This window comes from Paenibacillus sp. PSB04 (genome assembly GCF_025809195.1).
GTDB classification, from domain to species: domain Bacteria; phylum Bacillota; class Bacilli; order Paenibacillales; family Paenibacillaceae; genus Paenibacillus_AQ; species Paenibacillus_AQ favisporus.
This window is the reverse complement of record NZ_CP081301.1, coordinates 6,849,528-6,862,281: the sequence shown is the minus strand read 5'-3', so window position 1 is coordinate 6,862,281 and position 12,754 is coordinate 6,849,528. Positions and strand designations below refer to the sequence as shown.

Here is a 12,754-nt window from a genome sequence, read left to right as displayed (position 1 = left end):
TAAACATCGGGTGGGTATGTAAAGAGATGCGGATTGAGTTTATCCGTCCGCTGCAGGGATAATGAAGTTTGATAAATCGAAACGCAAATTCCTAATCACAGTGAAAAGGGGATTTCCCATGACAGACCATCCAGCTGCATCCACGAACGAAGCTCGCGGCCCTGCGGCCCCGCGGGACCCGGAGAACCGGCGTGAAGATGATCAAGCTGCCGAAGACATGATCGATCCTCCGGTTGACTTTGATGGGCAGTCCTACCGTGATATGATCGCCAAATCTCTTTTGAATCGAGGCAGCAACAAGAGATTGAAAGCGGCCATCGAAAAAGCGAAGAGAGGGGAGCCGGTCACCATCGCCTACATCGGCGGCTCCATCACCCATGGAGCTGGGGCTATCCCGCTTCCCGCAAATTGTTACGCCTACAGGTCGTACGATCTTTTTAGGAAGCGGTTCGCCTCCTCCGAAGGCAGTCCGATCCGTCTGATCAAAGCGGGAGTAGGCGGGACACCGTCAGAGCTGGGAATCGTACGTTATGATCGGGATGTGCTCCGGGACGGTACGGAGAATCCCGATATCGTGATCGTGGAGTTTGCCGTCAATGACGCCGGCGATGAGACGCGGGGCAATTGTTACGAAAGCCTGGTGCTCAAGGCGCTTGGCGGCGATAGCCGGCCTGCGGTGATCTTGCTGTTCAGCGTGTTCCTGAACGACTGGAATCTTCAGGATCGGCTGGCTCCGGTCGGGTGGCACTACGACCTTCCCATGGTCAGCATAAAGGATGCTGTCGTCGAGCAGTTCCGTTTGGCCAGGGACCAAGGAGGCGTCATCTCCAAAAGGCAGTTCTTCCATGATATCTATCATCCGACGAATAGCGGCCATCAGATCATGGCGGATTGCCTGGACTGGCTGTTCGAAGTCACGGAACGGTCTGCACCTGATGAGGAGGATGTCCTGACCGATAAACCGCCGTTGATCGGCAGCGATTACGTTCACACCCGGCTGCTGGATCGTCAGAACGGTGACCGTATCGCTCAGATCGATACCGGTGGTTTTCGGGAGACCGATACCGATCTGCAGCTCGCGGAAATGGACGATCACGATTATGGCACGCCCCAATTTTCCCATAACTGGATGCATACAGCCGGATCGGGAGAGGGCCATTTTACAATGACCATCAGGAGCAAGCGTCTCATTCTCGTATTTAAAGACTCGGGAAGCAGCGATTTCGGATCCGCGGAGATTCGGGTGGACGGAAAGCACAAGCTGACCGCTGATCCGCATGAAGTGAACTGGACGCACTGCAGTGCGGTTATTTTGTACGATGAGCCGGAATCAGGGCAGCATACCGTCGAGATCCGTATGGCGGCGGGAAGCGAACATAAACGGTTTACGATTCTGGGGTTTGGTTACGTGCTGTAAAGCTTGTTTGTACTTGATACAGTTCTATTTAATCATGTGAGTCATAACAGGGGAGGAAAAGAAATTGATAGAAACAGCGCCAACGGGCTTTGACCAATATAGGGAACATATCAGCCGCGGACAAATCGAACTTGTGGAATATTATTCAGAAACAGTCGGCTGTGACCGCAATATGTTCATATACACCCCACCCGGGTACTCAGAACACCAGAAGTATAACGTGCTCTTTCTCCTGCACGGAATAGGCGGGGATGAAGCCGAATGGAAGAATCACGGCAATATACAGGTCGTGCTCGATAATCTTTACGCCGACGGCAAGCTCGAGCCCATGATCGTCGTACTCCCTAATGGCCGCGCGATGCCGAACGACAGGGCGGAAGGAGACATATTCGATCCCGACAAGGTGAAAGCCTTCGAGACTTTCGAGTCCGATTTGCTTCATGATCTGATTCCTTTTATGGAATCGAAATACCCGGTATTCACAGGCAGAGAGAATTATAGTATCGCCGGTTTGTCCATGGGCGGAGGGCAGGCGCTGAATATCGGATTGAATCATCTCGACCGCTTTGCCTGGGTAGGAGCCTTTTCTCCGGCCCCGAATACCAAGGTCCCGGAACTGCTCGTACCGAATCCCGAAGAGGCAGCAAATCTCCTTAGACTGCTCTGGCTATCCTGCGGAGACCAGGATGACCTGAAGCATATCAGTGACCGGACGCACTCGCATTTGTCAGAGCACGGCGTTCCTCATGTCTGGTACGAGGAAAGCGGCGGTCACGATTGGCCGGTTTGGAAAAACGATCTGTACCATTTCTCGCAGCTGCTGTTTCGAGTTTAGCATCATGGATCAGGAAGAAACCTTTCCTTTACGGATAGGTTTCTTTTTTTTAGTTAAAGCAGGTCAGGTTCAGGAAGGCTAAAAAATGATGTTTAAAACTTACAAATGCCATTTAGATTATCTATGGTTGTTTGCCGGAAATCCATTTAACATGATCCGTGTGCTTGCAGTTCATCAGGAACCACCGGCATAGGCATACGCGTGCAAGCTCATGTTTTGAAAGCGCTGTCCTATGAGACGGCGAAATCCAAAGGGGGGGTATTTTATGAGGAAGCGTAAGTCAATGGTGCTGGTTTGGTGTTTGATTCTGATCCTGATGGCCTCTTGCAGCAGCGGTTCCGGAGGAGGCGCATCCAACACGGATTCAAGCGGCGGAAATGCCGCTGAGGAAAGCACGAATGCACCCGCGAAGCCGGACGAAAAAGAAGAGAGCGGTACTTCGGAAATGAATTTCGACATGGGTGGCCGGACGATCAAATGGGTATCTTGGTACGACGAATCGATCAAGGAAGATAACCCGGACAATATTAAAAAGAAGCAGAACCTGGACGAACTCATGAAGAAGCATAACTTTAAAATGGAATACGTTACGATCGACTATGGCGAGTACGTGAATAAAGTGACGTCATCGCTGCTCGCGGGAGAGCCGCTCGGCGACATCATCCGGATGGCCAGACCTTGGATGATTCCAACGCTCGTGAAGCAGGATTTATTCTCCCCGATTGATGAATTCACAAAAAATCAGAACGTATTTATTCAGCAGTACACGAACGATTATTCGCAGTTTGAGGGCAGGGGCTACGGGTTCCGGGCAGGCATCAACGGTGCTTCATCAGGTATTTTTTATAATCGGACCTTGATGGAGAAACTGGGCCTCAAGCCGCTGCAGGAATACGTCAACGAAGACGACTGGAATTGGGAGACCTTCATCCAGGCAGCCAAAGAGGCGAACAAAGATACGAATAATGACGGTAAGCTGGACACCTGGGGGCTCGCTTCCGCTTCCATTTTAGTTCAGGCTCTGGCGGCCAACGACGCAAATATCGTGTCGGGAGATAAGCAAAACCTGGAGGATCCGAAAACGAAAGAAACCTTAAACTTCATATCCCAGCTCGCAACGGAAAACATCGCCAGACCGACCGAAGGCGGTGATTGGACCGAACCCGGCCAATTTTTCCGTCAAGGGAACACGCTGATGTATGCAGGGAGCGATTATGAGATGGATGGATTTAAAAAGGATATGCCTGATTTGGACATAGGCTTCCTGCCCTTCCCTAAAGGGCCCAGCGCGACAGAGTACCACTCCCATCTTACGATTCCGAATTACTTAACGATCCCGAAGGCGGTCGAACATCCCGAGCAATTGGTTTACATTTATGAAAAAATCAACGATATCGAGTCCATCTACGACTACCCGAAACAAGCTTCACTCGAAACGTTATTCAAGAACGAAGACGACATCAACAATGCAAAAATGGCAGGGGAAAGCATCAACGTCGTCGACGGCAAAGACGGGTATCCTTCCATGCCTTACTACGAGCTAGTCGGAGACATTATTGACGGAAATTCCGTTTCCACGGTCATTGGAAAATACAAAGAGCCGTTCCAGGCTTCGATTGATGAGGTTTGGAAAAAGTAGCGGTGATAGGTACCGTCCCCACGAAGAAAATATCCGAAGTGGGGACTCCTTATTCAAGGAGGTGCTTCTGCCCTGCCTGCTTCCTTGCAGCGGATGGAGGATAGCCCTTCATTTCCTTGAACAGCTTGCTGAAATAGTAAATATCGTCAATCCCGCACATTTCCGCCGCGTTCTTCACGGTAAAGTCACCGGATGACAGCATCATTTCGGCATTGTTGATGCGAATGCGTTTGATGTACTCCTTGAGTGTCGTACCGGTATTCTGCTTAAATAACCTGCCCAAATAGACGGGGCTCAGATGCAGCCATTCCGCCAATTCGGCGATCGAGAGATTTTCCGAGTAATGCTCTGAAATGTATTCGGTTAATTTCTTGATCCGCGGATCGATCGGCATGGGCGCTTTCCGGTAATAGTTGGTGAGCAGACGGTGGAGGATAAGCTCGAACAAAGCGCGTGCCTGGATGTGGTAAAACGGCTGCTTGCTCATCCATACATGGTTGAATTCACGAATATACCCCAGAATCTCCTTGGTCATCACTTTCTTGGTGACGCCTTTAAACGGAAGATGGATATGATTATACGGTTCAGCCCAAAAAAAGTTGAACGGATACGAGTGCATGAGGGACTCCTTGAACGTATGGGCTTCCCGGATGCTTCCCCCGGGGACGTAGATCATGTCACCTGCTTCTACTGTGAATTTTTCTCCATTAATATAGTAATTCGCCATGCCTTCAACCACAAACGTTAGATCGTGGAAGCCGATTTTCGCTTTCTGGATCGTCCACTCGGGAAAGCATCTACGGTCGATGAACAGAAAGATATTCGGAACAAGATGAGGATGATGCTCAATTTCCAAGTACACCGCCTCCTTTAAGCTAATCATAGATTTCGCTCCAGAAAATTCAAGAGAAAATCGAGATTGTATGACTCATCCATGATGAAGTATTTCATTTCAGTTCAACAAATGAAGGGGGTTTTGTCATGATTACATTAACTGGTTTCGCGGATGAGATTTCATCGGATTTGGAAGAACAGCTGGATGTCCTCGATTCGGAAAATATTCGGTATCTGGAGCTGCGGGGAGTCTGGGGGAAAAATGTATTGAATTTAACCGAAGCGGAAACGGTGAAGATTAAAGAACGGATGACCCGGCGGGGATTCGGCGTCTCTGCAATCGGCTCTCCTCTGGGAAAAATCAAGATCACCGAGGACTTTGATCCGCATTTTACGAAGGCCGAGCACGCCATACGATTGGCAGCGTTTTTTGAAGCGAAGTTTGTCCGCATCTTTTCGTTTTATATTCCGGAGGGAGAACATGAAAGATTCCGAGAGGAAGTATTCCGTCGTATGAAGCGGCTCGTTCAGCTGGCGAATGATGCCGGAATCGTACTGCTGCATGAGAATGAAAGCCACATTTACGGCGATACCGGAGAACGCTGCAAGGACATTTTGGAGGCCGTTTCGTCGCCCGGCATGAGAGCGGCCTTTGATCCCGCAAATTTTGTGCAATGCAGGGTACACCCCATGTCTGAGGCATACCCGCTGCTCGCCGGCTACATCTCTTATATTCATGTGAAGGACGCGCGGATGGACAATGGTTCAGTGGTTCCTGCCGGCGAGGGAGACGGCCAGCTGCGTCTGCTTCTCCAGCAATTGAAACAGACGGGATATTCCGGATTTATGTCTTTGGAACCGCACCTGCAAGCAACCGGAAAGCTCGCGGGGCTCAGCCAACCTGAACTATTCGTAGTAGCCGCGAAAGCAATTAAGAAACTGCTGGCCGAGCAGGAAATGAAGTGGAATTGACTGACGCAAAGTCCTACATTTATTGGGGGTATTTCTTTAGTTTATGAATAGGAGGGATCATAAAAACTGATTTAAAATAAATAGAGAAAATGTTTACGCTTTCACAAAAAAGTAAAAAACGGGTGAGCAAGTAAAAAGTTGCGGGTTGTGTGTTTGCGTACGCCATCAAGATAATAGTCTTGATACGCTTTAATGAATCTAATCGAAATGGGGTTGGCGCATTGCGTATTCCCAAATGGAGTGTAGTTGGTCTAGTCCTGACGGTCACGATGCCCTTGTCCATGCTGGCTTCGTGCGACCGGGTCGGGGTGTCTGACGGTGAGGAGGTAACAGGGAAGACCGATGGTCAGTACATCTACTCGGAACCCGGCCTGGAGAAGTATGATCCCCCGATTGAGCTCACTTTCGTGCGGGAGACGAGCGATGATTTGGACAACCTGATCAAAACGTTTCAGGGAGAAACGCTGGAAGATAACCGATGGACCCGCCTGTATGAACAAGTTCTGGGCATCCAGATCAAGTATGATTGGACAGCCAAAGGCACCCTCTATAACCAGAAGCTGGGCGTTGCGCTTGCTTCGGGAAACCTGCCTGATGTCGTGAGAGTCGATGCAGATCAGCTGCGTCAGCTGAGCAATGCAGGCCTGATTCAGGATTTGACCGAAGCCTATGAGAAATATGCGGCGCCGTTCACGAAGGAAATTTTGAGCCAGGAGGGGAGCGGGCCGTTTGAAGCGGCCACGGTAGACGGCAAATTGATGGGAATTCCCGAGACAAGCTCATCGATCGAGGGAGCACAGTATATTTGGATCCGGACGGATTGGCTGGACCGTCTCGGCTTACAGCCGCCACAAACGATGAATGACCTCCTGAACATTTCGAAAGCGTTTACAGAAAATGACCCCGACCGAAACGGAAAAAACGATACATTGGGGCTCCCGGTCACCCAATATTTGTGGGATCCCGTGATGGGCTTGTCGGCATTTATGGCCGGTTACGACGCCTTCCCTAATATATGGATTCGCGATCCATCCGGCAAGCTCGTATACGGAGCTGTTCAACCTGAAGTCAAAACTGCGCTGAAAGTCCTTCAGGACATGTATCTGAACGGAGAAATTGACGAGGAATTTATGTTTAAAGACGGCATCAAGGCCAAAGCAGACCTTATCGCAGGTAAATACGGGATGATGTACGGCGAACAGTGGGGATCGTTTGTCGTGCAGGGCAATCATGAGCAGGATCCGGAAGCCAGATGGCAGGCTTTTCCCATTGTTTCGGCCACAGGGAAACCGGCGAAAGTGCCGCTCCGCTTCGCTACCCATCAATTTCTTGCCGTCCGTAAGGGATTCCAGCATCCCGAGGCCATCGTCAAGCTGTTCAATTTGCATCTGGAAAAGAACTGGGGAGCGACGGCCGAGTACGAAATTTATTACAGCACCCCATATCCGGCTTGGCAGCTTTCTCCTGTAACTCCGTATCCTGCACTGAAGAATCTGGACGCCTACTACCAAATTGAAGAGGCACGCCGAACCGGAAACCCTAATGTGCTTAAGGATGAGGCAAGATCAATTCAAAAGAACATCGAGGCTTATCTGACCCGTGGCAATCCGTCCGGCTGGGGCTGGGAACGAACCTATGGCCCGTCGGGAGCGTTTTCCATCCTTGACCGGTATAAAAGGAACAACCAGTTATTGTATGAGAGTTTTGTGGGCGCGCCAACCGATACGATGATCGAAAAACAATCGATTCTGGACTCTCTGACGATGGATACGTTCACTAACATTATACTTGGTCATCCCATCGATGAATTTGACCGTTTCGTCGAGGAATGGCATCGTCTGGGCGGTGATAAAATGACAGCCGAAGTCAATGAATGGTACTCGAACAAACAGAAAGATTAGTGCATCGGAGGCGTTGTTTTGATTAGGATTCCTGTGAATTCGTTGCGTCATACCATCCTGGCCAGGCTCGTTCTGATGTATCTGGTGGTGATCCTCCCGATTATTCTGCTCGGCGTATACCTGTACAATTGGAGCTATACCAACGCAAGCGAAGAAATATCAAGAAATTCACTGGCGCAGTTATCATCCTATCTCGAGGGGCTGAACCGGGAAATCGAATGGCTTGAAATTCAGCAGTTCGACATTTTGCAGGAAAGCGAGCTTCATAAAATTGCCGTCACTTGGGGGATGATGGACAGCGCCGAGAAAAGGTCCAGCGTAAATTACTTGCTCCACCGTCTGACTTCCATAAAAAACAGCAGCCCGTACATCAAAGATATTTATGTCCATATTCATTCGATCGGTAAAACGATTTCGGCCAGCAATGCTGTCCGTTCGCTGGACCAGCAGAGATATGATGCAATACGCTCCATCGGAGAACGAAGCGGCGCCCGGCTGATGCGGCAGGGGGATTCGCTTCAGCTCACCGCCTCGAAGTTTGGCGGGAACAATGTGGAGGATCCGCTGTACCTCGTTGAAATCGAATTGGATAACGACAAGCTGAAGGACTCATTGAAACCGCTCAGCGTGTATCCCGGAAGCGGCTCGATTCTGATCGCGAGGGAAGCTGGATTCACATTGTCCAGCAACGGCACGCCGCCAGAGCTGCTGGAGGATTTTATAAAGGCGGCCAAGGGCTTGGATGACAGTACGATACTGCTCGATATCGGGAGAAGGGAGTACCATTTCAATATCGTCAATTCCGACAAGCTGGCCCTCTCGCTCGTTTCGTACTTACCGGAGGGGACGGTCAAGAGACCGCTGATCAAATTCAACCTGTGGGCATGGGTGTTTGCGGTAACTTCGGTTTTTGCCATTATCGTATATGCCTATTCCACTTATCGTTACGTTCATCGTCCGCTGCTGTCGCTCGTCCAAAGCTTTCGAAGGATGGAAGGAGGGACCCTTGATATTCCGATTCAGCATGAGCAGAAGGATGAGTTCGGCTATTTGTATGACCGGTTTAATCAGATGCTCGTCAAGCTGCAGACGTTGATCGATCAAGATTTCAAACAGAAATTGATGATGCAGAAGGCGGAACTGAAGCAGCTGCAGTCGCAAATCAAACCGCATTTTCTGTATAACAGCTTCTTTATCCTGAATTCGCTGGCCAAGACGGGCGATACGGATCGGATCGAGCTGTTTACGATCATGCTCGGCGAGTATTACCGGTTCATCGCCCGCAACGGCGAGGACCATGCCACGCTGTCGGAAGAAATCAAGCATGCGAGAATGTACACGGAAATCCAGCAGCTCCGCTTCTCCCGGCGCATCCGTGTCCAGTTCGACGAATTGCCTGTGGACATGCAGCGCATCAAGGTTCCGAGGTTGATCGTCCAACCGTTGATCGAGAACGCCTATGAGCACAGTCTGGAGAGCATGCCGAACGAAGGGTTTCTCCGCGTTACGTTTGAACGAACCGGCTCCGAATGTGTCATCAAGGTGGAGGATAACGGGAACAGCATCGATGATGCCGGGCTCGAAGCCCTCCAGCATCGGGTAACAGGTCCTGCCGAATCCCACGAAATGACCGGGATGATCAACATCCATCGGCGGATCCTGCTTACGTACGGCGAAGGCAGCGGACTGTTCTTGTCCAGAAGCAGTTTGGGCGGGCTTCAGGCCGCCATTCGTATCAAGATCAGGGAGGAGAACGGGGATGTACAGACTGCTAATCGTTGACGATGAAGATATCATTACGGACGGGCTATATGAAGTGTTCAACCGCTATCAGCCGGAGCGGCTCGATGTGTGCAAAGCCTATTCCGCCAAGGAAGCGCTGGATTGGATGTCGCGCACGAGAATCGACATCGTCTTGACCGATATAGCCATGCCCGGCATGAGCGGGCTGGAATTATCCGAGGAAATCCGGAAGTACTGGCCCAGATGCAGAGTCGTGTTCTTGACCGGCCACAGTGAATTCGAATATGCGTACCGCGCGATCCAAATGACAAATGCCCGTTATGTGCTGAAGACGGAAGGGTACGCCAAAGTGACCGACACCGTGCAGGATGTCTTGGACGATATCGAACGCGCGTATCACGACAGTCTGCTGCTGGAACAGTCCCGCGAGCAGCTGCTGGCGTTCCAATTCATGGCGCAGGGTGACTATATGAGGCACCTTCTCCAGAACAGCCGTGTATTGGATGAGGATACAGACATGCTGGCTCGCGAATTCAGCAAGCTGGGCATCGGCCTCGATCCCGCCCAGCCTGTCGTGCTGGTCCTTGGCCGCATCTCGTATCCGGAGGGCAGGACGTATACGGAAAGAGGCGAAATCCTGTCGTCCGTCAGAAGGATATGGGATACCTATTTTTCGGGCAGGGCCCGGAGTATGGGGATCACCGACAAGCATGGCGACGCCTTTTGGTTTCTGCAACCGTCTGAACTGGCCGAGGGCGGGACCGACAGCCATTTCATCCGATTCGTGGAGGGGACCTTGGAGCTGGTTCAGGAATCCTGCATCGGTTTTCTTGGATTGAGCATCGGATTGGCGCTGAGCAGCGAAGCATGCAGGTGGGAAAGCTTGACGCGCCAATACGAAAGGCTGCGGGAGCTGCAGCAGTTAAGGAGCGGCAGCGGGGGAGCCATCATTGTACGCGACGGCTTCGAGCCGCTCGATGGAATGGACTGCAAAGCGAGCTTTGCGGACAGTCAGACAGCGGAGGTGCTGAGGGCTTATCTGGAGTCGGGGAGACACGATGAATTTATCCAAGCGCTTGAGGAGGTAACGGCCAGTGCACTGAAGATGAGCTGTAAGGTTCAGTTAACGATCGAGACGTACTATACGATTGCGCTGATGCTGCATTCCTGCATAGGCCGTATGGGAATGCACGGGCATATCGGCGATACCGGAAAATTGATGCGGCTGAACGATCATCCCTCAATGGAGGAGGCCTTCGGTTATTTGAAACGCGTGGCGGAATCTATTTTCCTAAGCAAACAAACGCAGGAGAGGGACAGGGCCACGCTGATTGTCGACCGGATCTGCCAGTACATCGAAGAGCACTTGAGTGAGGATTTGTCCCTGGTGCGCCTAGCGGAAATCCATTATTTCAATCCCTCGTATTTGTCGCGGTTCTTCAAGCAGGAGAAAGGAATCAACTTATCCGATTTTATCGACAAGTGCCGGGTGAAGAAAGCCAAGGAGATGCTGCGGGACAACGATTTGAAAGTGCGCGAGGTGGGGTTATCCGTCGGTTACGAGGCGGCCCATTCGTTCACCCGTTTTTTCAAAAAAGCAGCGGGGCTCACGCCACAGGAATACCGGGATACACTTTCTTTGAATTGAACCTCTGGAAACTAGAGTTTGGCGGGTGATCCGGACGGATCAGACAGGTTGTTACCGCTGAACGCAAGCCTTACTCTTTTTAAGAGAGTTTGGTTATACAAAAAATGCTGAATACGGGAGTTGACACAAAAATGAATGAACTCGTTCATGCACCGATCGGCAAGCTGCCGCGAAACGGAAATCCGCTTGTCGCCCATAAATTTGGAGCAGACCCCTATGTACTGGTGTTCGACGGGCGCGTATACCTCTACAATACAGACGATGTATTAGAGTATGACGAGCAAGGAGCGGTCAAGGAAAACAGCTATAGCTCCATCAACCGCATATCGGTAATTTCCTCGGATGATCTGGCGAACTGGACGGACCATGGCGCCATTCAGGTGGCAGGTCCGGATGGAGCAGCCAAATGGGCGACGCAATCCTGGGCCCCTGCGGCGGCTCACAAAAGAATAGACGGCAAAGACCGCTTCTTCCTGTACTTTGCCAACAACGCCAGCGGCATCGGTGTGCTGACGAGCGACAGTCCGACCGGCCCATGGGTCGATCCGATCGGCAGGCCGCTTATCGCAAGGGACACGCCGGGCGTTCCAGGCGTCGTATGGCTCTTCGATCCGGCCGTGCTGGTGGACGATGACGGCAAAGGCTACATTTACTTTGGCGGGGGCGTTCCGGAAGGCCAGGATGAGAATCCCGGGACCGCTCGGATGATGCGGCTGGGTGACGATATGATCAGCGTGATCGGCGAAGCCGAGCTGATCCCGGCTCCGTTTATGTTCGAGGATGCCGGCATTCATAAGGCAGGCGGCCAATATTACTATTCGTATTGCTCCAACTTCTACAATGGCGTTCGCCCGGAGGGAAGTCCTCCGGCAGGGGAGATTGCCTATATGACCAGCACCGGCCCAATGGGGCCATGGACGTACCAGGGGACGATCCTTAAAAATCCCGGCCATTTTTTCGGTGTCAGCGGCAACAACCACCATGCCATGTTCCAGTTTCATGGGGATTGGTATATCGCTTATCACGCCCAGACCTTGTCGAAGGCCATGGGCGTGGTGAAGGGGTATCGGTCGACCCACCTTAACCGGGTGATCTTGGACGAGGATGGTGCGATCCAATCCATTGAAGCGGACATGGCCGGCGTTGAGCAGATCAAGCCGCTGAATCCATATGACCGCGTTGGAGCGGAGACGATCGCTTGGTGCGCAGGCGTGAATGTGCGTAAGCTTCAGACGGATGGACGGGAACAGGGCGAGGACCTCATGGTTTTAACGGACATTCACCATGGGGACTGGACCGCCGTGTCCGGCGTTGATTTCGGCGCCGGGGCCTCAGCGTTTTCAGCGTCTGTATCGTGCGCGAATGATGGGGGAGTCATCGAGCTCCGCCTGGACAGCCCTGAAGGCAAATCGATCGGTACGCTTCAAGTGTCTTCGACCGGCGGACAGTGGAGCGAAATGGCGGCGCCCGTCAGCGGTGCGGAGGGCGTGCATGATTTGTTCCTGATCTTCAAAGGGAAGCCGGATATCGAGCTGTTCCAGATCGACTATTGGCAATTTCGATAATGCGCCGGTAATGAATATGTGAGAGTAAGGTCGTTGTAAGAAATGCCGTCCGTTTCATCGGGCGGCATTTTTTTAAGATATCAGAAAGTATAAAATTCGAAGCGAGACCTTCCTGATATCGCAAGAAAAACAACATCTAAACGCGGTCTGTCTCCTTTGAGAGTACGTCGATAGACGTTTTTCTTATTGCAAATACACGC

The 12,754-nt window shown here is 51.4% G+C and carries 9 protein-coding genes; 8 read left to right on the top strand and 1 reads right to left on the bottom strand.

Going from position 1 to position 12,754, the window contains the following annotated elements; all coding sequences use genetic code 11:
• The first annotated feature begins 118 nt into the window (after positions 1 to 118).
• The 3 genes from K2F33_RS31445 to K2F33_RS31435 all read left to right on the top strand — a co-directional run bounded on the left by K2F33_RS31445 (position 119) and on the right by K2F33_RS31435 (position 3,891).
• The gene (locus tag K2F33_RS31445; protein ID WP_318671710.1) at positions 119 to 1,417 is read left to right on the top strand and encodes an SGNH/GDSL hydrolase family protein; all 1,299 of its coding nucleotides are present in this window, start codon (positions 119 to 121) and stop codon (positions 1,415 to 1,417) included.
• Positions 1,418 to 1,481: 64 nt separating this feature from the next.
• The gene (locus K2F33_RS31440; protein WP_263880516.1) at positions 1,482 to 2,252 is read left to right on the top strand and encodes an alpha/beta hydrolase; all 771 of its coding nucleotides are present in this window, start codon (positions 1,482 to 1,484) and stop codon (positions 2,250 to 2,252) included.
• A gap of 265 nt (positions 2,253 to 2,517) precedes the next feature.
• Positions 2,518 to 3,891 carry an ABC transporter substrate-binding protein gene (locus K2F33_RS31435; RefSeq protein WP_263880515.1) on the top strand — a complete coding sequence of 458 codons (1,374 nt, stop codon included), beginning with the start codon at positions 2,518 to 2,520 and terminating at the stop codon, positions 3,889 to 3,891.
• 49 nt (positions 3,892 to 3,940) lie between these two features.
• Here K2F33_RS31435 and K2F33_RS31430 read toward each other — a convergent pair whose 3' ends face one another.
• On the bottom strand, positions 3,941 to 4,774 hold the full coding sequence (locus K2F33_RS31430) for an AraC family transcriptional regulator (protein WP_244867553.1): 834 nt from the start codon (positions 4,772 to 4,774) through the stop codon (positions 3,941 to 3,943).
• A gap of 98 nt (positions 4,775 to 4,872) precedes the next feature.
• Between K2F33_RS31430 and K2F33_RS31425 the strand changes: the two genes are divergently transcribed.
• The 5 genes from K2F33_RS31425 to K2F33_RS31405 all read left to right on the top strand — a co-directional run bounded on the left by K2F33_RS31425 (position 4,873) and on the right by K2F33_RS31405 (position 12,554).
• On the top strand, positions 4,873 to 5,697 hold the full coding sequence (locus K2F33_RS31425; RefSeq protein ID WP_089546153.1) for a sugar phosphate isomerase/epimerase family protein: 825 nt from the start codon (positions 4,873 to 4,875) through the stop codon (positions 5,695 to 5,697).
• Between the two features lie 269 nt (positions 5,698 to 5,966).
• Entirely contained in the window at positions 5,967 to 7,598 is a 1,632-nt protein-coding gene (locus K2F33_RS31420) for an extracellular solute-binding protein (RefSeq protein WP_412974025.1), read from the top strand.
• Between the two features lie 18 nt (positions 7,599 to 7,616).
• A complete protein-coding gene (locus tag K2F33_RS31415) occupies positions 7,617 to 9,380 on the top strand; it encodes a sensor histidine kinase (protein ID WP_412973955.1) in 1,764 nt (587 codons plus the stop codon).
• Positions 9,358 to 10,989: a response regulator gene (locus tag K2F33_RS31410; protein WP_263880514.1), complete on the top strand. Its 1,632-nt coding sequence runs from the start codon at positions 9,358 to 9,360 to the stop codon at positions 10,987 to 10,989. The genes K2F33_RS31415 and K2F33_RS31410 overlap by 23 nt, the downstream gene beginning before the upstream one ends.
• 104 nt (positions 10,990 to 11,093) lie before the next feature.
• Positions 11,094 to 12,554, top strand: coding sequence for a glycoside hydrolase family 43 protein (locus K2F33_RS31405; protein WP_412973954.1), 1,461 nt, complete (start codon positions 11,094 to 11,096; stop codon positions 12,552 to 12,554).
• The last annotated feature ends 200 nt before the right edge of the window (positions 12,555 to 12,754 follow it).